At 59.0% G+C, this 26,748-nt stretch carries 22 protein-coding genes and 1 riboswitch; of the genes, 10 read left to right on the forward strand and 12 right to left on the reverse strand.

The window, feature by feature from the left end:
• Window positions 1-119 precede the first annotated feature (119 nt).
• The 5 genes from F8562_RS01820 to dalD all read right to left on the reverse strand — a co-directional run bounded on the left by F8562_RS01820 (window position 120) and on the right by dalD (window position 6,472).
• A complete protein-coding gene (locus tag F8562_RS01820; protein WP_042934136.1) occupies window positions 120-1,274 on the reverse strand; it encodes a mandelate racemase family protein in 1,155 nt (384 codons plus the stop codon).
• Window positions 1,275-1,573: 299 nt separating this feature from the next.
• The gene (locus tag F8562_RS01825) at window positions 1,574-2,236 is read right to left on the reverse strand and encodes an HAD family hydrolase (protein WP_014839017.1); all 663 of its coding nucleotides are present in this window, start codon (window positions 2,234-2,236) and stop codon (window positions 1,574-1,576) included.
• A 48-nt stretch (window positions 2,237-2,284) separates the two neighbouring features.
• Window positions 2,285-3,562 (reverse strand): D-arabinitol transporter, encoded by a 1,278-nt coding sequence (gene dalT / locus F8562_RS01830; RefSeq protein WP_004852573.1) that lies wholly within the window; start codon window positions 3,560-3,562, stop codon window positions 2,285-2,287.
• 69 nt (window positions 3,563-3,631) lie between these two features.
• A complete protein-coding gene (xylB, locus tag F8562_RS01835) occupies window positions 3,632-5,095 on the reverse strand; it encodes a xylulokinase (RefSeq protein ID WP_014839018.1) in 1,464 nt (487 codons plus the stop codon).
• Window positions 5,096-5,104: 9 nt separating this feature from the next.
• Window positions 5,105-6,472 (reverse strand): D-arabinitol 4-dehydrogenase, encoded by a 1,368-nt coding sequence (dalD, locus tag F8562_RS01840; protein WP_014839019.1) that lies wholly within the window; start codon window positions 6,470-6,472, stop codon window positions 5,105-5,107.
• Window positions 6,473-6,678: 206 nt separating this feature from the next.
• Between dalD and F8562_RS01845 the strand changes: the two genes are divergently transcribed.
• Window positions 6,679-7,620, forward strand: a complete 942-nt coding sequence (locus F8562_RS01845; RefSeq protein WP_014839020.1) for a sugar-binding transcriptional regulator — start codon at window positions 6,679-6,681, stop codon at window positions 7,618-7,620.
• A 14-nt stretch (window positions 7,621-7,634) separates the two neighbouring features.
• Here the strand turns inward: F8562_RS01845 and F8562_RS01850 are convergent, their stop codons facing one another.
• Entirely contained in the window at window positions 7,635-8,636 is a 1,002-nt protein-coding gene (locus F8562_RS01850) for a substrate-binding domain-containing protein (protein ID WP_032693708.1), read from the reverse strand.
• A 258-nt stretch (window positions 8,637-8,894) separates the two neighbouring features.
• On the opposite strand from F8562_RS01850, the gene F8562_RS01855 reads away from it, so the two are divergent.
• Both F8562_RS01855 and F8562_RS01860 read left to right on the forward strand, forming a co-directional pair.
• On the forward strand, window positions 8,895-9,644 hold the full coding sequence (locus F8562_RS01855; protein ID WP_004852583.1) for an SDR family oxidoreductase: 750 nt from the start codon (window positions 8,895-8,897) through the stop codon (window positions 9,642-9,644).
• Between the two features lie 30 nt (window positions 9,645-9,674).
• Window positions 9,675-11,282, forward strand: a complete 1,608-nt coding sequence (locus tag F8562_RS01860) for an FGGY-family carbohydrate kinase (protein ID WP_014839022.1) — start codon at window positions 9,675-9,677, stop codon at window positions 11,280-11,282.
• Window positions 11,283-11,376: 94 nt separating this feature from the next.
• Here the strand turns inward: F8562_RS01860 and fbaB are convergent, their stop codons facing one another.
• Window positions 11,377-12,429 (reverse strand): class I fructose-bisphosphate aldolase, encoded by a 1,053-nt coding sequence (fbaB, locus tag F8562_RS01865; RefSeq protein ID WP_004852587.1) that lies wholly within the window; start codon window positions 12,427-12,429, stop codon window positions 11,377-11,379.
• A 249-nt stretch (window positions 12,430-12,678) separates the two neighbouring features.
• Here fbaB and F8562_RS01870 point away from each other — a divergent pair, with 249 nt between their 5' ends.
• From F8562_RS01870 to F8562_RS01880, 3 genes are read left to right on the forward strand one after another with little or no spacing between them, the layout of a single operon-like run.
• A complete protein-coding gene (locus F8562_RS01870) occupies window positions 12,679-13,962 on the forward strand; it encodes a nucleoside permease (RefSeq protein WP_014230119.1) in 1,284 nt (427 codons plus the stop codon).
• Window positions 13,959-14,963, forward strand: coding sequence for an ADP-ribosylglycohydrolase family protein (locus tag F8562_RS01875; RefSeq protein ID WP_014839024.1), 1,005 nt, complete (start codon window positions 13,959-13,961; stop codon window positions 14,961-14,963). The genes F8562_RS01870 and F8562_RS01875 overlap by 4 nt, the downstream gene beginning before the upstream one ends.
• Window positions 14,960-15,916: a PfkB family carbohydrate kinase gene (locus F8562_RS01880; RefSeq protein ID WP_014839025.1), complete on the forward strand. Its 957-nt coding sequence runs from the start codon at window positions 14,960-14,962 to the stop codon at window positions 15,914-15,916. The genes F8562_RS01875 and F8562_RS01880 overlap by 4 nt, the downstream gene beginning before the upstream one ends.
• Here the strand turns inward: F8562_RS01880 and F8562_RS01885 are convergent.
• From F8562_RS01885 to thiM, 3 genes are read right to left on the reverse strand one after another with little or no spacing between them, the layout of a single operon-like run.
• Window positions 15,890-16,636: a GntR family transcriptional regulator gene (locus F8562_RS01885; protein WP_004122693.1), complete on the reverse strand. Its 747-nt coding sequence runs from the start codon at window positions 16,634-16,636 to the stop codon at window positions 15,890-15,892. The two genes, F8562_RS01880 and F8562_RS01885, sit on opposite strands and share 27 nt — an antisense overlap.
• 56 nt (window positions 16,637-16,692) lie before the next feature.
• Window positions 16,693-17,493, reverse strand: coding sequence for a bifunctional hydroxymethylpyrimidine kinase/phosphomethylpyrimidine kinase (gene thiD, locus F8562_RS01890; RefSeq protein ID WP_004852589.1), 801 nt, complete (start codon window positions 17,491-17,493; stop codon window positions 16,693-16,695).
• Complete coding sequence (thiM, locus tag F8562_RS01895) at window positions 17,490-18,263, reverse strand: hydroxyethylthiazole kinase (RefSeq protein ID WP_014839026.1); 774 nt, start codon at window positions 18,261-18,263, stop codon at window positions 17,490-17,492. Before thiM ends, thiD begins: the two co-directional genes overlap by 4 nt.
• Before the next feature lie 34 nt (window positions 18,264-18,297).
• Window positions 18,298-18,394: riboswitch (TPP riboswitch) on the reverse strand.
• 232 nt (window positions 18,395-18,626) lie between these two features.
• On the opposite strand from thiM, the gene F8562_RS01900 reads away from it, so the two are divergent.
• Entirely contained in the window at window positions 18,627-20,603 is a 1,977-nt protein-coding gene (locus tag F8562_RS01900; RefSeq protein ID WP_014839034.1) for an alkyl/aryl-sulfatase, read from the forward strand.
• A gap of 115 nt (window positions 20,604-20,718) precedes the next feature.
• Window positions 20,719-21,141, forward strand: coding sequence for a universal stress protein (locus tag F8562_RS01905; protein ID WP_014230123.1), 423 nt, complete (start codon window positions 20,719-20,721; stop codon window positions 21,139-21,141).
• Window positions 21,142-21,194: 53 nt separating this feature from the next.
• Here the strand turns inward: F8562_RS01905 and F8562_RS01910 are convergent, their stop codons facing one another.
• Window positions 21,195-22,109 (reverse strand): LysR family transcriptional regulator, encoded by a 915-nt coding sequence (locus F8562_RS01910; RefSeq protein ID WP_162097205.1) that lies wholly within the window; start codon window positions 22,107-22,109, stop codon window positions 21,195-21,197.
• 120 nt (window positions 22,110-22,229) lie between these two features.
• On the opposite strand from F8562_RS01910, the gene F8562_RS01915 reads away from it, so the two are divergent.
• Together F8562_RS01915 and F8562_RS01920 are read left to right on the forward strand one after the other, a co-directional pair.
• Window positions 22,230-24,041 carry an adenine deaminase gene (locus tag F8562_RS01915; RefSeq protein ID WP_014839035.1) on the forward strand — a complete coding sequence of 604 codons (1,812 nt, stop codon included), beginning with the start codon at window positions 22,230-22,232 and terminating at the stop codon, window positions 24,039-24,041.
• A 2-nt stretch (window positions 24,042-24,043) separates the two neighbouring features.
• Complete coding sequence (locus tag F8562_RS01920) at window positions 24,044-25,387, forward strand: NCS2 family permease (RefSeq protein WP_004852602.1); 1,344 nt, start codon at window positions 24,044-24,046, stop codon at window positions 25,385-25,387.
• A gap of 279 nt (window positions 25,388-25,666) precedes the next feature.
• On the opposite strand, the gene F8562_RS01925 is transcribed toward F8562_RS01920, so the two are convergent.
• Complete coding sequence (locus tag F8562_RS01925; protein ID WP_014839036.1) at window positions 25,667-26,587, reverse strand: LysR family transcriptional regulator; 921 nt, start codon at window positions 26,585-26,587, stop codon at window positions 25,667-25,669.
• Between the last annotated feature and the right edge of the window lie 161 nt (window positions 26,588-26,748).

Consider the following 26,748-nt stretch of genomic DNA (forward strand, 5'->3'; position numbering starts at 1 on the left):
ATCTCTGTTTGCCTGTACTGTAGGGTACATGTTGCCGGATGACGGCATTTTCGCCTTATCCGGTCTACCGGGCCGCAGACCCGATAAGCGCAGCGCCATCGGGCATTTATTTTTTTGAATCAGTCGTGGCTAACGGTATTGGCTTCGATATACGCAAAATTAATGTCTTCGCCGAGGCCCGGACGTTGTGACAGATGCACAAAGCCCTGGTCATCCATGGGGTCGACAAGGCTGTTGAGATAAGCCGCCGGTTCATCGTAGTCGAGGAACGGATGCAGCAGGCCGCGCTCGTACCAGCGGCAGTTGCGGATCGCCCCGACCACCGCCAGGCTTGCCGCGCCGTTGCCGTGGACTTCGCAATCCATGCCGAAAGATTCCGCCAGCGCCGCGACCTTCATGGTCGGGGTAATACCGCCCACGCCGTTAGCGCCGGCGCGCAGAATGTCGCAGGCTCCGGCTTTCACCCATTCGGCGCGCATGCGGTGCTTGCCGCCGAAGCTCTCCGGCCCGACGATGGGGATCGACAGGTTTTCCGCCAGCCACGCGTAGGAGGACATCGAATCCTCCTCCATCGGCTCCTCAAACCAGGCGAAGTTGAGTTTTTCCAGCTCTTTGCCGATCCACAGCGCCTCGGCGCGGCTGTACCAGTGATAGCCGTCAATCATCAGGTCAATATCCGGCCCCACCGCTTCGCGCACCGCCGCGCAGGCTTTAATGTCCATTTTGGGATTGGGCGCAAAAGAGATTGGCGGCATCCAGGTGTGCAGCTTGATGGCCTTGTAGCCGCGGGCGACCAGCTTTTCGGCAAAGGCGGCATACTCCTCCGGGGTCGACAGACCGCCCGGCAGATCGTCGCCGCACATCGTGCTGCCGTAGGCCGGGACGATGTCGCGATAGCCGCCGAGCAGCTTGTAAACCGGCATCTTAAGGCTGCGGCCTATCAGGTCCCACAGCGCCTGTTCAATAAACGACAGCGCGCGCTCGGTCAGCTGGTGAGCGCTGCCGCGCTGCCAGTGGTTAAGATCCTGCCAGATACGCTCGCGGTTAAACGGGTCCTGCCCCACCAGCACCTTGCGGAAAAAGGTATTCACCACGAACGGGCGCACCACTTCCGGAGGCGCAAACGAAAAGCCCTGCGCGCCATCATCGGCGGTGATGGTCAGCATCGCCATTTTCGCCATGCTTTCCTCCCCCGGATGGGAGTGCCCGGCGCTGTCGGAAACCCGACGCGTGGGATACTGGAAAACGGTGACATTTACAGATTCAATTTTCATGCTCGGTCCTTATCACGGCCAAATCCGATCGATAGAAGCAAATCGGTAAAGTGGTTTCACATTATTGAAAATACGTTTCAATATCTAATCTAAGCACAATTACGCAGCAGTGCCTCGGACAAACACCGCTAAGCAAGGCAATAAATTTGGGCATTGGCACAACAAGGCGTGACTGTTTTCACAAAAGATAAGCGAAATGTGAGGCGGATCGGCATGGTGAAAAAGGGGGGCGTGAGCGCAGAAAAGAGAGTAACCGACCGTGTACATCCCGGGATTTTCTGCGCTCACGAAAGGGTGAGTTATTCGACCGCCTCCGCCTCGGCGGTAAGGGCTTCCAGCAGTTCAGGCAGCGCCCGATAGCGGCCAGCGGCGCCCTGAAAACGCGCGTGCTGGCTATCTTCGGCAATCACTATCGTGGCAATCCCCGCCGCCCGGGCGGCGCTAAAGCCGTTGAAGCTGTCTTCGATCACCAGGCACCGGCTGGCGTCGAGATTCAGCTTATCCAACGTCGTCAGATACACCGCCGGATGCGGCTTGCCCTGCGCTTCATCGTCCGCGCTGCAAATCACATCAAAATAGTGCCAGAGCGAGAGCTTGTTCAGCACGGCGGCGATAACCTGCCGGGACGAGGAGGTGGCGAGGGCAATTTTATAACCGGTATGGCGAAAATAGCGTAACGCCTCATGCACGCCGCGCATCGGCTCGCCTTCGGCGGCGATCAGGCTGGTAATACGCTGCAATATCGCGGCCTCAAGCCGCTGCGGGGCAAGCTCAAGCTGGCAATAGCGGCACCAGGTGCGGGCAATATCGTCGAGGCGTTTGCCTTTGGTCAGGGTTTCGCACTCCTCGACGCTCGCCGTTGCTCCCCACTGCGCGAGGGCGTCGATTTGCGCCTGCCGCCACAGGGCTTCGGAATCAATAATTACGCCATCCATGTCAAAAATCACTGCCTGAATACTCATCATCCACCTCATTAAGGCCGGCATGCCTGGCATGCCGGCCGCATCACCTTAAGAGAACTCTACCTGCTCGCTGGCCGGCGCTTCCTTGTGGGAAAAACCCGGCTGCTCCACGCGAATAAACGCACAGAGGAAAAAAGCCGCCACGTACAGCGCGGTATAGGCGATCACCACCCCAATGGTGCTGAAGAACGGTAGCAAAATCACCGCAATGGCCGGCGCGAGAAAGTTCGACATCCCCGCCGACAGGTTATATACCGAAATGGCCGCGCCTTTGTGCTGCGGCTCCAGCGCCGGGAAAACCGCCGCCAGCGGTACGAACGCGGCGACAAAGATCCCCAGGGCGATAGCCGGAAGCAGCGCCATCGCGAAGTTATGTCCGAAGTGCTGCGGAATGTAATAAAACGCCAGGCTGGAGAGCGCCATGCCGATGCAGCCGAACCAGCGCACCACCTTCATCCAGCCCAGTTTTTCGCCCAGAATGCCCCACAGCACGTTCGAAAATATGGTGGTGAAGAAGAAGACCGCCCACACCTGCAGCCATTCCGAGGTGGTAAAGCCCAGCTCATCGACGAACATCATCGGCATAATCACCGCAAAGCCGAACAGCGACAGGGTGTTGATAATTCGCACCATGCTCGACAGCAGAATATTGCGGTTGGTATAGAGCAGCGTCGCCGCGCGGCCCAGTTCGGCAAACTTCTCGCGGGTGGTCAGGTTCTGCATATGGTGCGGCGTTTTAATATGGCGCAGGGAAGCCAGCGCAATGATGCCGCCGGTGACGCAGAAAGCCAGCGCCAGCCACAATGTCCCCAGCTCGCCGATATGCGGGATGGTAAAGCTCGGAATATAGCTGCCGAACACGCCGATGCCGATCGAGTAAACCGCCCAGAACCAGCCGATCGCCGAGCTGGCGTTATCGCTTTTCACGTTGTGGATAATGGCGACGATAAACGAGTAAAGGAACAGCGGATACGCGAAGCCGCGGATGCCGTAGAAAACCAGGATCAGGGCATAGTTCGCGTGACCGAGGCCGAAAACGAGGAACAGCACGTGGAACACGCACCACAGCACGAAGCCAATCATCATGGTCTTCAGCGGCGTGATGATTTCCGCCACCACGCCGGAGATCCACGCCGACAGCGCGGCGGCCAGGCCGTAGAGGGTAAAGGCGAACGATGCCTGCGCCGGGGAGAACCCGAGCTCTTTGATGTAGTGCGACAGGAATGCCAGTTCAAAACCGTCGCCGGTCATAAATACGGCAATGGCGATGTATCCCCAGAGCAGGTTCAGGGGTAAACCGAGCCACTGTTTATTATTGATGGACATAATGACCTCGTTTTTAGGGTACAGGAGGCCGCTCCGGTCAGTTCACCGGAGCGGTTATGGTGATAAAAATTAATGCTGCCGATAGTTCAGATCGTTTAAATACAGGGCCTTAAACTGCGCATAGCGCCGCATCAGGGTTTGATGGCGTACCGGGTCCGCGCGCCAGGTCTGCCAGATCTCCGGTTTTTCACAGACTTCGGTAATCGGTTTGCCCGCCGCCAGGCTGGCCAGCCGCGCCGCGCCCAGCGCGCCGCCGGTCTCACCGCCTTTGTGGGTCACCACCGGCATATCGAGGATATCGGCCAACAGCTGCGCCCAGAACGGGCTGCGGGCGCCGCCGCCAACCAGCGAACATTGTTCGATCTGCGTACCGCTCTCTTTCAGTACCTGCAGACCGTCGCTGATGCCGAAGCTCACCCCTTCCAGCACCGCGTAGCCGAGCTGGGCGCGCAGGCTGGAGTGGGTCATACCCCAGAACATGCCGCGCGCGTCAGGATCGTTGTGCGGCGTACGTTCGCCGGAGAGATAGGGTAAGAAGAACGGCGCGTGGGACTTCTCCTCTTCGCTAAGTTCGGCAATCTCCTCCAGCAGCGCCACTTCCGTAGTGCCGGTCAGGCGGCAGAACCACTGCAAACAGCTGGCGGCGCTGAGCATCACGCTCATCTGATGCCACAGATTCGGCAGCACGTGACAAAACGCATGGACCGCCGACTGCGGAGCCGGACGATAGGCGTCGGTCACCACAAACAGCACCCCGGAGGTGCCAAGCGAAATGAACGCATCCCCGGGCGAAACCGCGCCGACGCCTATGGCGCTGACCGCGTTATCGCCGCCGCCTCCGGCTACCGCTACCGAGGCGTTCAGCCCCCAGCGTTCGGCCACCTGCGGGTCAAGGGTGGCGGAAACCTCACAGCCTTCGACCAGGGTCGGCATCTGGCTGCGCGCCAGGCCGCATTTATCCAGCAGAGCGTCGGACCAGTCGCGCTTCGCCACGTCCAGCCACAGCGTCCCGGCGGCGTCGGACATATCGGAGACTTTTTTACCGGTCATCCGGTAGCGCAGATAATCCTTCGGCAGCAGCACCGTGGCGGTGCGCTGAAAGTTTTCCGGCTCATGGCGACGCACCCACAGCAGCTTCGGCGCGGTAAAGCCGGGCATCGCCAGGTTTCCCGCCACCTGATGCAGCTCCGGCGCCCTCTCCTCCAGCTCCGCGCACTCCGCGGCGCAGCGGGTGTCGTTCCACAGGATTGCCGGGCGAATCACCTCCCCCTCGGCATCCAGCAGAACCGCGCCGTGCATCTGCCCGGAAAGGCCAATGGCCTTAATGGCCGGCCAGTGCTGGGCGCATTTTTCCCGCAGCGTGGTCATCAGATACTCCGTCGCCTCCCACCATGACTGCGGCGACTGTTCTGACCAGTGCGGATGGGGCCGCTGAATGCTCAGCGGCGCGCTATGGCTGGCGATAACCTCATTGTTCTCATCAATGACCAGCGCTTTGACTTCCGATGTGCCGAGATCGATACCCAGATACATAGCCACCTCTTAGTTAATCAGCGTATAAACGGCCGCCACTTTTTCGCGCATCAGCGCGAGGAAATCGGCGTTTTCGGCCAGTTCGCCAAACAGCGCTTTATCGCGGGCGTACAGGGCCAGCGGATCGTTGGCTTCAAACATCTGATGTACCCCCTCGGCGTCGAGGATGCCGTCCTGGTACTCATACGGCAGGGTGCCCTTGTGCCACTGCTCCATAAAGACGAAGAACAGCGCGGGCAGCATGGCGGTGGCTTGCGGGCGAACGCCGCGCTGGTAGCACTCCTGCAGGGTTGGGGCGATCATCGCCGGAATTTTCGAGAAGCCATCGGCGGCGACGCGCTGGTTGGTGTCCTGGATATATGGGTTGGTAAAGCGTTTGAGCACCACGTCGCGATAGGCCGGCAGGTCAATGCCATTATCGCCGAGGCATGGGATCACATCTTCCGTAACGTAGCGGTCGGCAATGGCGTAGATGAAATCCGTTAGCGTGCTTTCATGAATGTACTGCTGGCCAATTAACGTTCCCGCCCACGCAATGCAGCTGTGCGACGAGTTCAGAATGCGAATTTTCGCCTCTTCGTAAGGAATCACCGACGCCACCATCTCAACCCCGACCGCTTCCAGGTTCGGGCGTTCATCGCGGAAGTTGTTTTCCACCACCCACTGGATAAAGGTCTCGCCCATCACCGGCGCTTTATCGTCAATGCCGGTCTGCGCTTTGATGCGCGCGGGCAGGTCCGCCGCCGGGCGCGGGGTGATGCGGTCGACCATGGTGTTCGGACAGGTGGTGTTGGCGGCCATCCAGTCAATCACCGCCTGCTTGCCGATTAGCTGCAGGAACTCAACCATACCGTCGTGGAAGCGTTCGCCGTTATGGCGCACGTTATCGCAGTTCAGCAGAGTCAGCGGCCCGGCGTTATCCGCCATACGCTTTTCCAGAATCCGCGCGATAGTGCCGTAAATCGTTTTGCACTCCCCTGCCAGATCGGCCTGCAAATCAGGGTTGCTGGTTTCCAGCTTATGGCGGGTATTCAGGTAGTAGCCACCTTCCGTCACGGTGAAGGCGATGACTTTGGTCTGCGGGTTTGCCCCTTCGTTAATCAGCGGCTGCAGCCCGGCCTGCCACGGCAGCAGTTTCTGAATGGAGGTGATCTCTTCATATTCACGTTCCCCTTCCGGGCTGACGGTTTCCAGCACATAGCGCCCGCCCTGCGCCGCCAGCGCCTGAACCACCTGTTCGGCGTCGTTGCGGATATTCCCCGCCGCGATGTGCCAGCGTTTATCTCCGGAAGCGATCAGACGATGCAGATACCACGCCTGATGCGCGCGATGAAAAGAACCCAGACCAATGTGAAGCCATGTGAATTGATTGTTCATGTTCCGCTCTCCTTGAGTTGATGGCCTCACTGTAAATGATCAATTGACCAAAATAAGAGCTACGGATCACAAAAGAACAATTACCCAATAAAATTACAAATGACCAGAAAAGAGCAAAAGCTTGCCAGTTTTCACGACCACGGCGAGAATGCGGGTATTCGCCGGGCGAAATTATCGCCGCGGCCCGACACTTAGGGCAGGAAAGCATGAGCAAAGAAGATGATATCCGGCTGGATCAAAAGGTCCGCGCCGCGTGGATGTACTACATCGCCGGGCAGAATCAGAGCGAGATCGCCAGCCAGCTTGGCACGTCGCGGCCGGTGGTACAGCGGCTGATCGCCGCCGCGAAAGAAGAAGGGATTGTGTCAATTAGCCTGCACCACCCGGTAGCGAACTGCCTCGACTATGCGCAGCTGCTGCAGGAGAAGTACCGGCTTATCGAGTGCAATATCGTCCCCGCCTTTAACGAAGAAAGCACCCTGGATAGCGTCTCCTTCGGCTGCTATCAGCTGATGGCCCGCTATCTGCAGGATGATAAAGAGAAAATCATCGGCCTGGGTTCCGGCCTTACACTGAAAAAAGCGCTGCAGCGCATCGACTTCGACAGTCTGAACACCCGCTGCGTCGCCCTGATCAGCGCCATGGACGCCGACGGACAGTGCAACTATTACGATGACGTCCCGCTGCTGCTGACCAGCAAAATTAAGGCCAAGTACTATCAGTGGCCCGCGCCGCGCTACGCGCAGACCCAGGACGAGTACGACATGTGGTGTACCAGCCGGCTGTTTCGCAGCGTTTCCGCCGTCGCCCGCCGGGCGGACGTTATTTTTGTCGGTATTGGGCCATTAGGTACCCAAAGCCCCATCTTCAAAGATGGCTTTATCAATCAGGCGCAGATGGATGAGCTGACCGCACGCGGCGGCATCGGCGAGATCATGGGACGCTTTATCGATGCCGAAGGCGGCGTGGTGGAGAGCGAAATCAACAGAATGATCACCAGCTACGATATCCGCCAGAACCAGTGCCCGCGCATCGCGGTGGCGTGCGGCGAGTACAAACGTCCGGCGATTCTGGCGGCGCTTAAAGGCGGCTGGATCAACGGCCTGGTGACCGACGAGCACACCGCCCGCTGGCTGCTGACGCGCTAACGGCGGCAGCCGGATCAGCGGCTGCTCATCAACAGCGGCGGGATTTCAATCCGCTGCTGCCCGGCCTCGCCGGCGTCAATAATCTTGAACACCGCTTCCAGCATCGCCGGCACGTCCTGCTGCACCATGTCGATATCGTGCCCCAGCAGATAGACGAACGGGTCCCAGTCAAAGCAGCCCATCGGCGGCTGGGCGCTGCCGGTAAGTCCCGCCTGCGACAGCCAACGCACCACCCCTTCCAGCGATATTGTCGAGTTGACAAATAGCCCCGGCAATGGGGTCTTCGCGGTAGCAAACCGCTCCTGCAGGCAGGCCTCAACTTTGCCTTTTGAATAGCCGGGCGCCAGGATATTTTCCTGCGGCACGACCAGCCCCTGCTCCCGATGCGCATCGTGGAAGCCGCGTAAACGCTCGCGGGTGTTATGGTCGCTGCTGCGCCCGCCGATAAAGGTCAGCGGCGCCAGCGCTCCCCGACGGCGAGCGCTGTTGGCGAGGATTTTGTGGGTCAGCGCCTTCGCGCCGCCGTAGTTATCCGATATCACCGACGGGGCGACAGAGCCCGGCAGGTCGAGATTGACCGTGGGCACGCCTGCCTGCTGGCACAGGGCGGTAATTTTGTCCGGATTGGTTGCCCCGGTGGCCACCACCCAGTCAACCTGCCAGGAGAGCATCGCTTTTACCGCTTCGATCTCCAGCTCTGGCCTCCGGCGCGTACAGGTGATAATCGGCAGCAGGCCGCGCTCGCGGGCCATCTCCTCAAAGCGCTCCGCCACCGAACCGAAATAGCGGTTATCGTATTTGGGGATAATCATACCGATGACGCGCGATTTTTTGCTGCGCAGCATGCTGGCCTGGCGGTTAATCGCATAGCCCTGCTCCTCGGCAATCCGCGTCACCTTTTCGGCAAGCTTCGCGCTGATGCGGCGCTTTTTCCAGTTGCCGTTGAGGATAGCGCTCACCGCGCTCGCCGAAACGCCGGACAGTTCCGCCAGGTCGTAAATCGTGATTTTCTTCATTTTCCCAACTTGCGTCACAAAATCATTTCGCTGTTAATTTCCCCACTTGCTCAATCGATGAAGCTAGCGCAACATGAGCTTCATCGATTGAGCTTCCATTTTACTTCCCGAAGTATTAACGCATTCAGCGTGAATACGCCAGCGGACATCAAAAAAATGACGCTCATATTCAATACCTTAACAAGTTTTCGTCTCCAGCGTCGAACGCGATGCCCTCGCGTTCGATAGTTCCAACCAGACTCTGTAAAGGATTATAAAATGAACCACTCTGTCTCCTCTATGAATACTTCCCTTAGCGGTAAAGTCGCCGCTATTACCGGCGCGGCGTCCGGTATCGGCCTCGAATGCGCCAGGACCCTGCTGGGCGCTGGCGCAAAAGTGGTGCTTATCGACCGTGAAGGCGAGAAGCTCAACAAACTTGTCGCCGAACTCGGCGAAAACGCCTTCGCCCTGCAGGTTGACCTGATGCAGGCGGATCAGGTCGATAATATTCTGCAGGGTATTTTGCAGCTCACCGGGCGTCTCGATATTTTCCACGCCAACGCCGGAGCGTACATCGGCGGGCCGGTGGCCGAGGGCGATCCGGACGTCTGGGACCGCGTGCTACACCTCAATACCAACGCCGCCTTCCGCTGCGTGCGTAGCGTCCTGCCGCATCTTATCGCGCAAAAGTCCGGGGACATTATCTTCACCAGCTCTATCGCGGGGGTGGTGCCGGTGATCTGGGAGCCTATCTATACCGCGTCGAAATTTGCCGTCCAGGCGTTTGTTCATACTACCCGCCGCCAGGTTTCGCAGTACGGCGTGCGCGTCGGCGCCGTGCTGCCGGGCCCGGTGGTCACCGCCCTGCTGGACGACTGGCCGAAAGCCAAAATGGACGAAGCGCTGGCCAACGGCAGCCTGATGCAGCCGATTGAGGTGGCCGAGTCGGTGCTGTTTATGGTGACGCGCTCGAAAAACGTCACCGTGCGCGACATTGTGATCCTGCCGAACAGCGTGGATCTCTGACCGTTCAACCAGACTGTGTGAGAGGATGTTATGCAAAGCGATACGCAACATATTATTGGCGTCGATGTCGGTTCGGGCAGCGTTCGCGCCGGGGTGTTTAATCTGCGGGGCGAGCTTCTCGCCCACGCGACCCGGGAAATTACCCTGTTCCGCAGCGCCGGAAGCGTGGTCGAACAGTCGAGCCGCGAGATCTGGCAGGCGGTGTGTTACTGCATTAAAACGGCGGTGGCCAGCGCCGGGGTCGCGCCGTCATCGATTGCCGGGATCGGCTTCGATGCCACCTGCTCGCTGGTGGTGATTGGCGATAACGACACCCCGCTGGCGGTTGGGCCTTCGGAAGATGCGGAGCGCAACATTATCGTCTGGATGGATCACCGCGCCACCGGGCAGGCGGAAAAGATCAACGCCACGGGCCACGCGGTGCTGCAGTACGTCGGCGGTAAAATCTCGCCGGAGATGGAAACGCCGAAAATTCTCTGGCTGAAGGAGAACCGCCCGCACATTTATCAGCAGGCGCGCCACTTCTTCGACCTCGCCGATTATCTCACCTGGCGCTCGACCGGCGATTTAGCCCGCTCGGTCTGTACCGTGACCTGTAAATGGACCTACCTGGCGCATGAACAACGCTGGGATGCCAGCTACTTCCGCCAGATTGGCCTCGAAGAGCTGGCGGATGAAGATTTTGTCCGCATCGGCCAGCGGATTGTCGATCCGGGAACCCCCTGCGGCGACGGCCTTTGCGCCACGGTGGCAGAGGAGATGGGCCTGCCGGTTGGTACTCCGGTGGCGGTCGGGATGATCGATGCCCACGCGGGCGGTATCGGCACCGTCGGCGTGCTTAACGGCGCGGTCAACAATATGGCCTACGTCTTCGGCACCTCCTCCTGCACCATGACCACCACGCAGGAAGCGGTGTTCGTGCCCGGCGTCTGGGGGCCATATTACTCGGCGATGGTGCCGGGGTTCTGGCTGAGCGAAGGCGGGCAGAGCGCGGCCGGAGCGGCCATCGACCAGCTGCTGAGCTTCCATCCCGCCGCCGTCGAGGCTAAGGCGCTGGCCAGGGCGCGCGGCGTCCCGCTGCCGGTTTATCTTGCCGATAGCGTGCTGGCGAAAGTGGAGCGTCCTTCTGCCGCGGTCAAACTCGCCGCCGGGCTGCACGTGGTGCCTGAATTTTTAGGTAATCGGGCGCCGCTGGCCGACCCGCACGCGAAAGCGATTATCGCCGGGCTGGGGATGGAGCGGGATCTGGACAACCTGATGGCGCTCTACGTCGCCGGATTGTGCGGCATCGGCTACGGCCTGCGGCAGATTATTGACGCCCAGAAGGCGTGCGGCATCCACAGCGAGCATATCGTCATCAGCGGCGGAGCCGGGCAGCATCCGCTGGTGCGCCAGCTGCTGGCGGACGCCTGCGGAGTGAGCGTGGTGAGTACCGAATCCAGCGAACCGGTGCTGTTAGGTTCGGCGATTCTCGGCGCGGTGGCCGGCCAGATCGCCCCGTCCCTGCCGGAAGCGATGAAGCAGTTTACCCGGGTGGATAAAACCTACCGCTGCGTTGCCCAGTATAGCGCCGATCATCAGCGGCGCTATGAAGCGTATAAAACGCTACAGCACACGGCGCGGCTGATTCGCGAGTAAGCAAGATCCCGGGCTGCGGCGTAAACGCCCTACCCGGGCTACCAGACCGCACGAAACCGTAGCCCGGCCAGACGCAGCGCCGCCACACGAATGCTTAAGCGATGGTGACTTTGCCGTCCAGATAGACATCCTGCACGGCATTGATCAGCTTCACGCCGTCGGCCATCGATTTTTTAAACGCCTTACGGCCCAGAATCAGCCCCATGCCGCCCGCGCGCTTATTGATAACCGCGGTGCGCACGGCATCGGAGAGATCGGTTTCCCCGCCCGCGGCGCCGCCGGAGTTAATCAGCCCGGCGCGGCCCATATAGCAGTTCGCCAGCTGGTAACGCACCAGATCGATCGGATTATCGCTGGTGAGCTTGCTGTAAACCCGGTCATCGGTATAGCCGAAGTTCACCGCTTTATAGCCGCCGTTATTTTCCGCCATTTTCTGCTTCACGATATCCGCGCCGATGGTCGCCGCCAGATGGTTAGCCTGGCCGGTTAAGTCAGCGGAAACGTGGTAGTCGACGCCATCTTTCTTAAACGCCGAATTACGCAGATAGGCCCACAGCACGGTCACCAGGCCCAGTTCGTGCGCGCGCTCAAACGCAGCGGAGATTTCTTCGATTTGACGACGAGACTGTTCGGAACCGAAATAGATCGTCGCCCCGACCGCCACGGCCCCCATATTGAACGCCTGCTCAACGCTGGCGTACAGCGTCTGATCGTATTCGGTCGGGTAGCTCAGCGTTTCGTTATGGTTCAGCTTGACCAGGAAGGGGATGCGGTGCGCATAGCGGCGCGACACCGAGGCCAGCACGCCATAGGTGGAGGCCACGCAGTTACAACCGGCTTCAATGGCCAGTTCGACGATATTTTTCGGATCAAAGTACAGCGGGTTGGCGGCAAAAGAGGCGCCAGCAGAATGCTCTACGCCCTGGTCGACCGGCAGGATCGACAGATATCCGGTTCCCGCCAGGCGGCCGGTGTTATACAGGGTTTGCATATTACGCAGCACCGCCGGCGGACGGTTGTTATCAACCATCACCCGATCGACGTAATCCGACCCCGGCAAATAGAGCTGGTCGGCTGGAATCGTCATACAGCGGTGCTGTAAAAGCGTGTCGGCATCTTTGCCAAGCAACTGCGTAATATCAGTCATAGCGATCTCCCGTAAGTGCCGGTCGAAACCGGCATGCGTTTTCCCAACCCAATTATTTTTGGGCAGCAATAAGTCTGGTATCGAAAGTGGGATTTTTCCATTGCAGAGGGATTTTTAAATGTCATCCGCTGACATCATCCATAACCGGGAAAATGTTATATCGGTCAAAGTTCCACCCCAAAGGTATTTAAAAGGTATTACATAATGGTATTGTTATTACGTACCTTACCTATCATGAAGGATTTAAAGATGAAAACTACAGTAAAGCTGTCATTCATGATGTTCATTGAGTGGTTTATCTGGGGCGCGTGGTTTGTCCCTTTATGGTTATGGCTGAATAAAAGCGGATTTACCGCTGGTGAAATTGGCTGGTCCTATGCCTGTACCGCCATTGCGGCGATCCTTTCGCCGATCCTCGTAGGTTCATTGACCGATCGCTTTTTCTCAGCGCAGAAAGTGCTGGCCGTACTGATGTTTGTCGGCGCGGTATTAATGTATTTCGCCGCGCAGCAAACCACCTTCAGCGGCTTCTTCCCGTTGTTGCTGGCCTACTCCCTCACGTATATGCCGACCATTGCACTGACCAACAGCATCGCTTTTGCCAACGTGCCGGATGTCGAACGTGACTTTCCCCGCATTCGCGTGATGGGCACCATTGGCTGGATTGTCTCTGGCCTGGTCTGCGGCTTTCTGCCACAAATGATGGGCTATAGCGATATTTCTCCGACCAATATCCCTTTGTTGATCGCTGCTGGCAGCTCGGTGCTGCTGGGTATTTTTGCCTTTATGCTGCCCGATACGCCGCCGAAGAGTACCGGCAAGCTGGATTTAAAAGTGATGCTGGGGTTGGACGCGCTCATCCTGTTACGTGATAAAAACTTTCTTGTGTTTTTCTTCTGCTCATTCCTGTTCGCTATGCCGCTGGCTTTCTACTACATCTTCGCCAACGGCTACCTCACGGAAGTCGGAATGCAAAACGCGACAGGATGGATGACGCTCGGCCAGTTCTCTGAAATTTTCTTCATGCTGGCACTACCGTTCTTCACCACACGCTTTGGCATTAAAAAGGTATTATTGCTTGGTCTTATCACCGCGGCGATTCGTTACGGATTTTTCGTCTACGGCGGTGCAGATCAATACTTCACCTATGCCCTGCTGTTTCTTGGAATTTTGCTTCACGGCGTAAGCTACGATTTCTATTACGTTACTGCCTATATCTACGTTGATAAAAAAGCACCGGTACACATGCGTACGGCGGCGCAAGGGCTAATCACGCTCTGCTGCCAGGGGTTTGGCAGTTTACTCGGCTATCGTCTGGGCGGCGTAATGATGGAGAAAATGTTTGCTTATCAAGAGCCGGTAAATGGGTTGACCTTCAACTGGGCAGGAATGTGGGGCTTCGGCGCCGCTATGATCGCCGTTATCGCCGTGTTGTTTATGATTTTCTTTCGCGAATCGGATACAGAGATCACCGCTATTAAGGTGCAAAACGACGATTGCGATGCTGCACTGAAACAAGAGGAAGTTAAATGAAAACGGAACGTATTCTCGGCGCGCTCTACGGGCAGGCATTAGGCGATGCGATGGGCATGCCGTCTGAACTCTGGCCTCGCTCACGCGTTAAAGCTCACTTTGGGTGGATTGACCGTTTCCTGCCGGGGCCGGCTGAAAACAATGCAGCCTGTTACTTTAATCGTGCCGAATTTACGGATGATACATCGATGGCGCTCTGCCTAGCGGATGCCATCATTGAATGTCATGGCAAAATCTCACCAGAAGTTATCGGGCGCAATATCCTTGCCTGGGCTGAAGGGTTCGATGCGTTCAATAAAAACGTGCTGGGTCCGACTTCTAAAATTGCGCTCAATGCCATTCGCGACGCAGTACCGATCGATGAACTGGAGAACAACGGCGTCACGAATGGGGCGGCGATGCGCGTCTCACCGCTAGGCTGCCTGCTCGCACCAACACAGCTAGACAGCTTTATTGATGAGGTGGCGCTGGCTTCCAGCCCCACGCATAAATCCGACCTCGCGATTGCGGGTGCCGTCGTGGTGGCGTGGGCAATCTCTCGGGCTATCGAAGGAGATAGCTGGCAGGCTATTGTCGACTCGCTGCCTGCTGTGGCACGCCAGGCGCAGGAAAAGCGGATCACCACTTTTAGTGCCTCGCTGGCTGCCCGGCTGGAGTTGGCTTTGTGCGTGGTACGTCAGGCAAATGGTATTGAATCAGCCTGTGAGGGGCTCTATCAGCGCGTTGGCGCAGGCACCAGTACCCTTGAATCCGTTCCCTGCGCAATTGCGATGGTTGAGCTGGCTGGAGGCGACCCTAACCGCTGCGCCATTCTGTGCGCAAATCTCGGTGGCGATACCGACACCATCGGCGCAATGGCAACTGCAATTTGCGGCGCACTGAGGGGGATTTCTGCTATCGACGCCACCCTGAAGCAGCAGCTTGATGAAGTGAACCAACTCGACTTTACCCGCTACGCCACGGCGCTTGCACACTACCGAGAGCAACGGGAGGCATCATGAATCTGATGCAACGATTACCCACCTTAGGCAACAAGCGTCCCATCACCATCGTCGGCGCGGCGGTCATTGATGTGATTGCTGACGCTTACGCCCTCCCCTGGCGAGGCTGTGATATTGAACTGCAACAGCAAAGCGTCAATATTGGCGGCTGTGCCCTGAATATTGCGGTTGCCCTGAAACGTCTGGGAATGGAGGCCGATAACGCCCTACCCGTTGGACAAGGCGTATGGGCTGATATCATCCGTAATAACATGGCCCGGGAAGGGCTTTCCAGCCGCATCGACGGCGTCACGGGTGACAACGGCTGGTGTCTTGCGCTAGTTGAGCCGGACGGCGAACGCACGTTTATGTCGTTTAGCGGTGTTGAAAACCAGTGGAATCCCACCTGGCTGGCGCAACTAACTGTTCCGCCGCAAAGCCTGGTGTCACTTTCTGGTTATCAACTGGCATCGCCCTGTGGGGAGGTGCTGGTGCACTGGCTGGAATCCCTGCGTGATATTACACCGTATATTGATTTCGGCCCGCGCATCGCTGATATTCCCGAGACACTAATGCAGAGGATCATGGCCTGTAAGCCTGTTATTTCTCTGAATCGCCAGGAGGCGGAGATCGCCGCAGAGCGCTTTAGATTACCCGTGGCAACCGAAGCGTTTGGTCAGGCCTGGCTAAAGAAATTCGCAATGCCGTTGATTGTTCGTCATGACGAAGAGGGTGCGTGGTACTTCAGCGCGGAAGAACAGGGACTGGCAGCGCCGTTCCCTGTGGCGGTAGTCGATACAATCGGTGCAGGTGACAGCCACGCAGGAGGGACGCTAGCCGGACTCGCCTCGGGATGGACGCTGGGCGAGTCGGTACTGCTTGGTAATGCGGTTGCGTCCTGGGTGGTAGGACATCGCGGCGGTGATTGTAGCCCAACGCGCGAAGCATTACTCCTCGCACACAAAGACGTATAGATCGCTACGACAGCGGTTGATGCTGTATTCAATCGGCCGCTGTTGTTGATCGAGTGCAACCTGATTGATAACCAGCACCGGTATTTTTTCATCCATATGAATGTGCGACTGAAATTCGGCATCCGGCATACGTGCACTGACGCGCGAGCGCGTACGCTGCGGGAAGATATGCTGACTGCGAAAATAGTCATACAGCGACACGCCGATAGCATCAACATCATGAATCAGTTGGGCAGGAACCCAGGACTCTTCTATGGACACGGCCTCATCATCCACATAGCGAATTCGCTTGAGCAAAAATACATCACTTTGCGGGGCAATCGCCAATTGCGTCGCCACCTCATCCGGGCAGCTCACTATCCGTTTGTTGACCCACAGAGTGTCAGGTTTTTTTCCTCTGAGCACCACCTGCTGCGAAAAACCGCGCGCCTCTTTCAATGAATACTCAAAGATATTATTGATTTGCGTACCGTAGCCGCGGGCTCGGGTCACCACCCCTTCGTCTTCCAGCGTCCGCATCGCTTTGCGAACGGTAATGCGCGACACCCCCGTCAACTGGCTCAGGTCGCGCTCGCCGGGGAGAATATTACCGTGCTCCAGCGCACCACTGCGTACAGCATTTTTAACCGTTTCAGCAAACTTCAGGTACAGCGGCGTGTTATCCGGCGCTGCAATACGCTCGTTCAGTTGTGCTATCAACAGGGTATGCGCTTGTTCCATCGTGTTTTTTCCTGGCGAAAGTCAGGAAACAGTATACTTTTCGCCAGGCATGAAGACTACCACCATGCGTGAAAATGGTGTACCGGACCGATGCCGTGCCCCACTTCCAGCGAATCCGCCTGCGCCAGCGCCGCCGAAAGCCAGCCCTTGGCTTCCGCCACGGTTCGCCCCCAATCCTCGTAACGCGGACGCAGGGCCGCCAGCGCCGCCGACAGCGTACAGCCTGTACCGTGAGTATTTTTGGTCTGGACTCTCGGCGCGGTAAAGCGCTGCTCCCCGTCGCGGGTAAAGAGCCAGTCCGGGCTTTCCGCATCATCGAGATGGCCGCCTTTCATTAATACCGCTCCGCAGCCCATTCCCAGCAGCGCTCTGCCCTGCTCCAGCATCTCCTGTTCCGTTCTGGCATGCGGCGCATCCAGCAGCGCCGCCGCTTCCGGCAGGTTCGGGGTGATCAGCGAGACCTGCGGCAGCAGGCGCTGGCGCAGCGTCTCTACCGCCGACGCTGAGAGTAGCGGATCGCCGCTTTTCGCCAGCATGACGGTATCGAGCACCACATTTTTAATCTGATAACGCGCCAGCCGTTCCGCCACCGCCTCGACGATATCGGTTTCCGCCAGCATCCCTATTTTGGTGGTATCGATACGCACATCGCTGAAAACGGAATCGAGCTGCGCGGCGACAAAATCAGGCTCTATCCGGTATACCGACTGGACGCCGCGGGTATTTTGCGCCACCAACGCGGTGATGACCGAGCAGCCGTAAGCGCCCAGCGCCGAGAAGGTTTTGAGATCCGCCTGGATCCCCGCGCCGCCGCTCGGGTCGGTGCCGGCGATGGTTAGCGCATTAATTCGTTTCACAGATCGCCTCCCGCATAGAGCGCATCGAGGAAGGCGGGAGTAAAGCTGCCGGGGCCGCCCTGCAGCGCCGCTTTTCCCCCCGCAAGCTTCATCAGACCGCAGGCCGCGGCCACGTTCTCCAGCCGATCGCCGGGCATCGCCGCAGCGGCGGCAACCACCGCCGATAGCGCGCAGCCGGTGCCGACTACCCGGGTCATCAGCGGATCGCCGCCGGTGACCGCGCGCGTGCGCTGACCATCGGTCACGTAATCGACCTCGCCGGTTACCGCGACAACGGTATTCAGCTGGCGGGCCAGCGCCTGGGCCGCGGGCAGCGCTGCGGCGGCGGTATCGGTCGTATCGACGCCGCGCCCGCCGCCGCTCATTCCGGCCAGGGCCATAATTTCCGACGCATTACCGCGAACGGCGGCAGGCTGCAGCGCCAGCAGCTCCCGGCAAAATTCTGTCCGTAAGGTCAGCGCGCCGACCGCCACCGGGTCCAGCGCCCATGGTTTACCCGCCTGCTGCGCGTTGCGCGCCGCCGCACGCATCGCCGCCGCGCGTTCGACGGTCAGCGTACCGACATTAATCAGCAGCGCATCGGCAATGGCGGCAAACTGGCTGGCTTCGTCCGGGTCAATAACCATCGCCGGGGATGCGCCAATCGCTAACAGGACGTTGGCGGTAAAGGTCTGCACCACGTCGTTGGTCATGCAGTGAACAAGAGGAGAATGGCGGTGAAAAAGGTGCCGCAGATGGGCAATATGCGCGGGGTTCAGCAGGTCAGACATCGTTTGCTCCCGCCAGGCGATGAAGAAGCGACGACCCTGCGGTCTCTGACTTCCCTACGCTGGCATTATCCAGATCAGGTGGTACGGGTTTTTCTCAGCCTTCACAAAGAAGGGCACCCCGAGTCATTGAGAGATAAAAACGTTCTCAGCGGGCAGGTTACGGTAAGTCGCGGGACAACGCAAGCCGGCCCGGCGTAGGTATACAAGCGCGCGGCAATTCAAAATTAACAATAAGCAATCAAATAATTAACAAAATAAACACTTTTGCAGATACGTGTTTATAGTTTAGGAGGCGTTACAGGATGTAACCCGACGTCATATCGAAATTAACGAGTGAATCAGCGTAAACCCATGAGGATTCCGATGAAATTAACACCGATTATGAAAGGTCTGGCTCTGGCAGGAATTATCTCGACTCTCCCTGTGACCAGCTGGGCCGAAACGTCGCCGAAAGAAGCCGCTGCGGCGACCAAACAGGCAAACGACGCGCTGTATAAACAGCTCCCCTTCTCCGACAACACCGACTTTACCAACGCGCATAAAGGTTTTATTGCCGCGCTTCCTACGGAAGTGATTAAAGGTGAACAGGGCAACGTTATCTGGAACCCGCAGCAGTACGCCTTTATCAAAGAGGGGGAAAAGGCGCCGGATACGGTCAACCCCAGCCTCTGGCGTCAATCCCAGCTCATCAATATCAGCGGCCTGTTTGAAGTGACCGAAGGCGTGTACCAGATCCGCAACCTCGATCTCTCCAATATGACCATCATTGAAGGTAAAGAGGGCATCACGGTTGTGGATCCGCTGGTATCAGCGGAGACCGCAAAGGTCGGAATGGATCTGTATTACAAAAATCGCGGCAATAAGCCGGTCGTTGCGGTGATCTACACCCACAGCCACGTTGACCATTACGGCGGCGTGCGCGGCGTGGTCGATGAAGCCGATGTCAAATCCGGCAGAGTCAAAATCTACGCGCCTTCCGGTTTTATGGAGGCCGCCGTTGCTGAAAATATTATGGCCGGTAACGTGATGAGCCGTCGCGCCAGCTATATGTACGGCAACCTGCTCAAACCGGATGCCACCGGCCAGGTTGGCGCAGGTCTCGGCACCACGACCTCTGCCGGCACCGTCACGCTGATCGCTCCCACCAATATCATCGAGAAAGATGGCCAGAAAGAGACCATCGACGGCCTGACCTACGATTTTATGCTGGCGCCGGGCTCGGAAGCACCGTCGGAAATGCTGTGGTATATCGAAGAGAAGAAGCTCATTGAATCCGCCGAAGATGTCACCCATACCCTGCATAACACCTACTCGCTGCGCGGGGCGAAAATTCGTGAACCGCTGCCGTGGTCGAAATATATCAACGCCGCCATTGTGCGCTGGGGCGACAAGGCTGAAATCATTATGGCCCAGCACCACTGGCCGACCTGGGGTAATGAGAACGTGGTTAACCTGCTGAAGAGCCAGCGCGACCTGTATCGGTACATTAATGATCAGACTTTGCGCATGGCCAACGAGGGCCTGACCCGCGATGAGATCGCCGCTAAATTCAAGCTGCCGGACAGCCTGGCCAATACCTGGGCCAACCGCGGCTACTACGGCTCCGTCAGCCATGACGTGAAGGCTACCTATGTCCTCTATCTCGGCTGGTTCGACGGCAACCCGGCTACGCTGGACGAGCTGCCGCCGGAAGAAGCGGCGAAGAAGTTCGTTGATTATATGGGCGGCGCCGACGCTATCCTCAAGAAAGCCAAAGAAGATTACAACCAGGGCAACTATCGCTGGGTAGCTCAGGTAGTCAGCAAAATTGTCTTCGCCGATCCCGGCAATCTGGAGGCGCGCAATCTGGAAGCCGATGCCCTGGAGCAGCTGGGCTATCAGGCGGAATCAGGACCGTGGCGTAATTTCTACCTGACCGGCGCGCAGGAGCTACGCAACGGCGTCGTGAAAGGGCCGACGCCGAATACCGCCAGCCCGGATACCGTGCGGGCCATGACCCCGGAAATGTTTTTCGACTATCTTGCGGTCCATATCAACGGCGAAAAAGCCGGAACCGCCAAAGCGGTATTCAATATCGACCTTGGTAACGATGGCGGTAAATATAAGCTAGAGCTGGAAAACGGCGTGCTCAACCACACCGCCGATGCAGAAGCCAAAGACGCCGACGCTACCATCGCGCTGGATCGCGCCACGCTGAACAAAATCATCCTGAAAGAGGAAACGCTAAAACAGGCGGAGGATAAGGGTGAAGTCAAAGTGACCGGCGACGGCGCGAAGCTGGACGAGATGCTGGGCTATATGGATAAATTTGAGTTCTGGTTCAATATCGTGACGCCGTAAATAAGCTCCCGCGGCGGCCAGCTGCGGGACTTAATCCGTCCGGAGTTTCATTTGCTTTCCCCTCGCCGCAGGCACAAAATTATCAGCAGGTATCACCCTGCGTCGAGGTATCGTTATGTCCGTTTATCACCATGCTCTGGTGCTGATCAACAGCAGCCTTGACGGCGTTCCGCTGCTGGCGCACGCCGCGAAAATGGCGGAAGAGAACGCTATGCGTATTACCATCGCCCATATCAGCACCGACTACCGGTCGCTTAATTATGTCTCCGACAGCCTGCTGGATGATGACGTTTCCCGGGAGGTGATTCAGGCCAAAGCGCTGCTCAATGAACTGGCCACCACGGTCGCCCTACCGGTGCAAACGCTATCGCTGGTGACCACGCGTCGTTTTGCCGATGTCGAAGCGTGCGTGCGGCAGCGGAATATTGATTTGATCATTGCCGGTCACCACAACCGGCTGCTGGGCGTTCTCGCTTCACACTCCCTGGAGTACATTAATCATCTCACCGTCGACGTGCTGATTAAGCATCTTCCCTGACAGCCTCTCCCGCAGACGGCGCGCTGCGTTCGTCGGGCTCCCCCCCGCGCCGGTCAGCGCAGCGAACTTAGCAATAATGCGAAACATTCCTCAATCAGCGGCGGCAAAGGCTGCGGCCCGCGCATCAGCGCCACGGTTCGCGTCAGCGCGGGCTGCTGAAGCTGCGCCACCTTTAACGCCGGATCCTGAAGGTGGGTAGTATAAAGCTCAGGCAGAATCGCCACCGCCAGCCGGGAACGCACCAGGCCGTAAAGCGTTTCAATATAGTCAACCTGATAACGCGTATTCAGCGTGAGGCGATGGCTCTCCGCCAGCGCGCCGACCAGACGCTGAATATTGCCCTTTGAGAACACCGCGATATCGCGCCCCGCGAGCAGCTTCCACGGCAGATGCGGCTGCCCGGCCAGCGGATCGTCGCAGTGCAGCACCGCCACAAACGGATCGTCGCGCAGAGGATAAACCTGCAGCTCAGGCGGTAACGAACTGTCTATTGCGCCAACGGCAAAATCTATCTTTCCCGACTGCAGCTCGCAAAACAGGGCGTCGTTGGTCTGATCGTGAAACTCCACCCTCAGGCGCGGAAACGCCTGGGCCAGCGTTTGCGGCAGCAGCGGAAACAGCAGCGAGCTCACCGAGGGCACCAGCCCGATACGCACCGTACCGTCGCCGCCGGCCTCGACTATCTGCTGCATATCCTGAAACGCCAGCTGCGCCACGCTCAGCACCCGCCGGGCGTGGGGCAAAATCGCCGCCCCCAGATCGGTTAAGGTCACCGCCGAGGCGGTGCGGTTGACCAGCTTGCCGCCGAGCACCGTCTCGATTTGCCGCAGCGCGCTGCTTAGCGCCGGCTGGCTGATAGCCAGCCGGTTGGCGGTGTCGGTGAAGTGGCGTAGCTGGGCCAGGGTCACAAAGTACTGGATCTGCTTAAGGGAGAGCGCGGGCAGACGCTGCCAGGGTTCAGTCATCATGTTTTCATCAATGGTGAGCATGCAGAATAACCCGAGGTTATCGGGCGATAAATTTATTCATCTGGGCAAACGTTTGCTCTGCCCCTAGAGTATCCCCATTATCCTTGTGCCGGAGTTGTTATGTCCAGCAGTGCTGAAACCCGCCGCCGCGCCGTGCAGGCCGCACGCGGCGAATCCCCGTTCGATCTCTTATTAACCGACGCGCAGATTGTCGATATGGCCACCGGAGAGATCCGCGAGGCAGACGTCGGGATCGTCGGTGAAACCATCGCCAGCGTGCACCCGCGCGGCAGCCGCTCCGATGCCCACGAACGCCGCTCGCTGGCGGGATATTTCCTGTCGCCGGGGCTGATGGACACGCACGTCCACCTTGAAAGCTCCCACCTGCCGCCTGAACGCTATGCCGAAATCGTGCTGGCTCAGGGCACCACGGCAGTATTCTGGGATCCGCACGAGCTGGCCAACGTGCTGGGCGTCGAAGGCGTGCGCTACGCCGTCGCCGCCAGCCGCCATCTGCCGCTGCAGGTGATGGTCGCGGCGCCTTCCAGCGTGCCGTCGACGCCGGGACTGGAGATGTCCGGCGCCGATTTTGCCGGCGCGGAGATGGAAACCATGCTGGCCTGGCCGGAAGTTTGCGGCGTCGCCGAAGTGATGGATATGCACGGCGTGCTGCACGGCAGCGAGCGGATGCAGGAGATTATCCAGGCCGGTCTCAACAGCGGCAAGCTGATCGAAGGCCACGCCCGCGGTTTGCGCGGCGCGGATCTGCAGGCCTACCTTGCCGCCGGGGTCACCTCCGATCACGAACTCACCTCGGCGGACGATGCGCTGGAAAAACTGCGCGCCGGGCTGACTATCGAAATTCGCGGCTCGCACCCTTACCTGCTGCCGGATATCGTTACCGCGCTGAAAACGCTGCCGCATCTCTCCTCGCAAATCACCGTCTGCACCGACGATGTGCCGCCGGATATGCTGCTGGAAAAAGGCGGCATTATCGCCCTGCTCAACCTGCTGATTGAGCACGGACTGCCGGCCACCGACGTCCTGCGCTTCGCCACCTTAAACGCGGCGATCCGCCTGCAGCGTAACGATCTGGGGCTGATTGCCGCCGGACGCCGCGCCGATCTGGTGGTTTTTGATTCATTAGAAAAGCTCGACGCGCGGGAAGTGTACGTCGCCGGGAAGCTGATTGCCCGCGAGGGCGCCCTGCTTGAGTCGATTCCGCCGGCGGCGGGTATTACCCCGCCGCGCGATACCCTGCAGATGCCGCCGCTCAGCCCTGACGATTTTATCCTCCGCGTCGGCGCGATTCGCCACGGCGTCGCCCGCCTGCGGCATATTCGCGGCGCGCGCTTTACCCAGTGGGGAGAGGTTGAGGTGCAGGTCCGCGATGGCCGGGTGCAAATCCCGGACGGGTTTAGCCTGATTTGGGTTAAGCACCGCCACGGTCGTCACCAGGCGACGCCGCAAATTGCGCTGCTGGAAGGCTGGGGCGAGCTGCGCGGCGCCATCGCCACCAGCTACTCCCACGATTCCCACAACCTGGTAGTGCTCGGCCGCGATGCCGACGAGATGGCGCTGGCGGCAAACCGCCTGATCGCCTCCGGCGGCGGTATGGCGCTATCTCAGCAGGGAAAAATCCTTGCCCACGTGGCGATGCCGATTGCCGGAATGCTTTCCGACTTGCCCGCTCCGGAGCTGGCCAGACAGTTCCGCCAGCTTCGCGACCTGAGCGCGGAGGTCGCCGACTGGGAGCCGCCCTATCGCGTATTTAAGGCTATCGAAGGCACCTGTCTTGCCTGTAACGCCGGGCCGCATTTGACCGACTTAGGTTTGACCGACGGCAGCACCCGCCAGATCGTCGAGCCGCTGATAGACTGCCGGGAAATCCCGGAACACACAGAACACAACAATAATCATCAGGGAGCCTGAGCATGGCCGACAATACCCTTCATTCATCCACGCAAGGAAGCTGGCTGGAGCGCCGTTTTGCCTTGTATTCCCGCGGCAGCACGCTGCGCACCGAATGCCTCGCGGGCATCACCGGCTTTCTCGCCGCCGCCTATCTACTGGTGGTTATTCCCGGCCTGCTGGCGGTTGGCGGGATGGATAAAGGCGCGGCAACCACCGGCACGATTCTGGTGTTCGTCGGCGGCACGCTGCTGATGGCGTTTTATGCCAACCTGCCGTTTATCGTCGGGCCGGGCATCGGCGGCTCGGTGCTGGTCGGCGTCACGCTGGCGGGCAGCGAAGGCATTGGCTGGCAGGTTGGTCTTGGGATCGCCTGCTGGTCGGGGATTCTGTTTTTCCTGCTAACCAGGTTCGGCCTGCGTGAAGTGGTGACCCGTTCGGTGCCGCAGTCGATCAAGCTCGGCCTGACGGCCTCCATTGGGCTGTTTGTCGCGGTGCTGGGTTTCCGTAACGCCGGGCTGGTGCTGGCTAACGCCAAAACCAACGCCCTGATGCTCGGCGATTTTCTCTCACCGGGGGCGCTGGTGGCGCTCTGCGGGCTGTTTCTGGCCATCGCCCTGCAGGCGAGAAAAATCCCCGGCTCAATTCTGTGGGCGATTCTCTTTGCCACCCTGGTCGGCATTCCGATGGGCGTCACCAGACTCCCGGGCAGCTTTATCGATATGCCGCATTCGCTGACGCCGGTGCTGGGGCAAATCGATATGCTGGGCGCGCTGAATATCGCCTTCCTGCCGTTCCTGTTCGTCTTTTTCGCCTCAGAGTTCTTTTCCACGATGGGCACCACGCTGGCGGTAGGCGGCGAAGCGGGTCTGCTGGATGAGGAAGGCAATATGCCGCATATCAATCGCCCGTTTATGGTTGACTCGATCGCCGCGGCCGTTGGCCCCTGGCTGGGCATTCCGGCGGCGACCGCGCTGATTGAATCCTCGGCGGCAGCGGAAGCCGGCGGCAAAACCGGGCTGACCGCGCTGTCGGCGGCGGTGATGTTCCTCCTGATGCTGCTGTTTACCCCGGTGGCGCTGATGATTCCGAAAGAGGCGACCGCGCCTGCGCTGATCCTCATTGGCCTGAACATGTTCAGCGGCCTGCGCAAAGTGGACCTGGCAAACTTCACCGACGGCCTGCCGGTGCTGATGATGGTGATGATTACGCTGATTGCCAATAGCTTCGGGACCGGGATTGCCGGCGGGCTGCTGTTTTATGTGGTGATTAAAACGATTGCCGGCAAATGGCGGGAAATCCCCATCGGGCTGTGGATCCTTGCGATTCCGCTGGTCTACTACTTTGCCACGCTGGTGAAGCATTAAGCTTCGCACCGATCGTCCTCCCGGAGGCGGCGCTGGCGCGCCTGTCCGGGCTACCGGCCCGCAGATTGCTGTGAACCCGTAGCCCGGCTAAGCGCAGCGCGAGCCGGGAACAAGCCACGCTGATACTTCACCCCGACACCATTCCCGGAGGCGGCGCTGGCGCACCTGTCCGGGCTACCGGCCCGCAGATTGCTGTGAACCCGTAGCCCGGCTAAGCGCAGCGCGAGCCGGGAACAAGCCACGCCGATGCATCACCCCGGCACCATTCCCGAGTCGGCGCTAGCGGCCCGCAGAGGGCGCGCGGGAATGAACCGCTTCGCACGCCTCTTTCACCGCCTCATACAGCAGCCGTACCGCAGGCGAAAGCTGCTTGCGGTGCGGGCAAATCATATTCAGCGGCACCACGTCGCCCTGATACTTCGGCAACAGCACCTGGAGCCGCCCTTCACGGATATCATCCCCGACGTCGAGTTCAGATTTGAACGCGATCCCCTCCCCGGCAACCGCCAGGCGGCGAATCACCTCCGCATCATCGCTCACGATAGCGCCGGCAACCTGCACGTAATGGACCTTCCCGTCCAGGCTCAGCGGCCAGCGATCGAACGCCCTGCCGCGCAGCACGTAGGTCAGCGCATTGTGCCGGGCCAAATCTTCCAGCGTCTTCGGTTCGCCGTGTTCGGCTATCCAGCCGGGCGAGGCCACCAGCATCCGGCGGTTCTCCGGCGCGACGGGCAGGGAAATAAACGAGGCATCGTCGTTATCGCCGTAGCGAAACGCCACGTCTACCGGATCTTTAAATACGTCGGTCCGATGATCGGAAAACAGTATCCGCAGGCGCAGCGCGGGATGGCGCTGGCGAAAAGCGCGAAACACGCGCAGAAGCAAGTTGCGCCCCAGGTCGGACGGCACGGCAATTTGTAACGTACCGCGTACTTCGTCATCCGGCGTGCTGATTTTTTGCAGCCCCGCGTGCAGCGTATCAAGCATCTGCGTGGCATAGGGCAGCCAGGTTTCGCCTTCCGGCGTCAGGCGTAAACTCCGCGTCGAACGGGCAAAAAGACGGATATTCAGCGTCGTTTCCAGACGCTTGATCGCCGCGCTCACCTGCGCGGGCTGCAGCCCGGCCTCTCGCGCCGCATCGCTGAAGCTGCTTAACGCCGCAGCGCGGACAAACAATGCCAGATCTTCCAGCCGGAACATACACACTCCTCAACCCGGATTATTCTCAAAACAGGCGCGCGCCGATGAAAAACGGCGCTGCATCACCGTTTGCTTACACTTTTAACCAAACCAACGCTTGCCAATCCCTTGACGTATCAGGAATCATACGAGGCTGCGATTTTGTGTCCAGGATAATAATG

The sequence above is a fragment of the Klebsiella sp. RCJ4 genome, from assembly GCF_009025755.1.
In the GTDB taxonomy this organism is placed as follows: domain Bacteria; phylum Pseudomonadota; class Gammaproteobacteria; order Enterobacterales; family Enterobacteriaceae; genus Klebsiella; species Klebsiella michiganensis.

What these genes read in the sequence shown, in the direction of transcription:
- F8562_RS01820 (WP_042934136.1), bottom strand. Translation starts at nt 1,274, where the DNA reads ATGAAAATTGAATCTGTAAATGTCACCGTTTTCCAGTATCCCACGCGT.
- F8562_RS01825 (WP_014839017.1), bottom strand. Translation starts at nt 2,236, where the DNA reads ATGAGTATTCAGGCAGTGATTTTTGACATGGATGGCGTAATTATTGAT.
- dalT (WP_004852573.1), bottom strand. Translation starts at nt 3,562, where the DNA reads ATGTCCATCAATAATAAACAGTGGCTCGGTTTACCCCTGAACCTGCTC.
- xylB (WP_014839018.1), bottom strand. Translation starts at nt 5,095, where the DNA reads ATGTATCTGGGTATCGATCTCGGCACATCGGAAGTCAAAGCGCTGGTC.
- dalD (WP_014839019.1), bottom strand. Translation starts at nt 6,472, where the DNA reads ATGAACAATCAATTCACATGGCTTCACATTGGTCTGGGTTCTTTTCAT.
- F8562_RS01845 (WP_014839020.1), top strand. Translation starts at nt 6,679, where the DNA reads ATGAGCAAAGAAGATGATATCCGGCTGGATCAAAAGGTCCGCGCCGCG.
- F8562_RS01850 (WP_032693708.1), bottom strand. Translation starts at nt 8,636, where the DNA reads ATGAAGAAAATCACGATTTACGACCTGGCGGAACTGTCCGGCGTTTCG.
- F8562_RS01855 (WP_004852583.1), top strand. Translation starts at nt 8,895, where the DNA reads ATGAACCACTCTGTCTCCTCTATGAATACTTCCCTTAGCGGTAAAGTC.
- F8562_RS01860 (WP_014839022.1), top strand. Translation starts at nt 9,675, where the DNA reads ATGCAAAGCGATACGCAACATATTATTGGCGTCGATGTCGGTTCGGGC.
- fbaB (WP_004852587.1), bottom strand. Translation starts at nt 12,429, where the DNA reads ATGACTGATATTACGCAGTTGCTTGGCAAAGATGCCGACACGCTTTTA.
- F8562_RS01870 (WP_014230119.1), top strand. Translation starts at nt 12,679, where the DNA reads ATGAAAACTACAGTAAAGCTGTCATTCATGATGTTCATTGAGTGGTTT.
- F8562_RS01875 (WP_014839024.1), top strand. Translation starts at nt 13,959, where the DNA reads ATGAAAACGGAACGTATTCTCGGCGCGCTCTACGGGCAGGCATTAGGC.
- F8562_RS01880 (WP_014839025.1), top strand. Translation starts at nt 14,960, where the DNA reads ATGAATCTGATGCAACGATTACCCACCTTAGGCAACAAGCGTCCCATC.
- F8562_RS01885 (WP_004122693.1), bottom strand. Translation starts at nt 16,636, where the DNA reads ATGGAACAAGCGCATACCCTGTTGATAGCACAACTGAACGAGCGTATT.
- thiM (WP_014839026.1), bottom strand. Translation starts at nt 18,263, where the DNA reads ATGTCTGACCTGCTGAACCCCGCGCATATTGCCCATCTGCGGCACCTT.
- F8562_RS01900 (WP_014839034.1), top strand. Translation starts at nt 18,627, where the DNA reads ATGAAATTAACACCGATTATGAAAGGTCTGGCTCTGGCAGGAATTATC.
- F8562_RS01905 (WP_014230123.1), top strand. Translation starts at nt 20,719, where the DNA reads ATGTCCGTTTATCACCATGCTCTGGTGCTGATCAACAGCAGCCTTGAC.
- F8562_RS01910 (WP_162097205.1), bottom strand. Translation starts at nt 22,109, where the DNA reads ATGATGACTGAACCCTGGCAGCGTCTGCCCGCGCTCTCCCTTAAGCAG.
- F8562_RS01915 (WP_014839035.1), top strand. Translation starts at nt 22,230, where the DNA reads ATGTCCAGCAGTGCTGAAACCCGCCGCCGCGCCGTGCAGGCCGCACGC.
- F8562_RS01920 (WP_004852602.1), top strand. Translation starts at nt 24,044, where the DNA reads ATGGCCGACAATACCCTTCATTCATCCACGCAAGGAAGCTGGCTGGAG.
- F8562_RS01925 (WP_014839036.1), bottom strand. Translation starts at nt 26,587, where the DNA reads ATGTTCCGGCTGGAAGATCTGGCATTGTTTGTCCGCGCTGCGGCGTTA.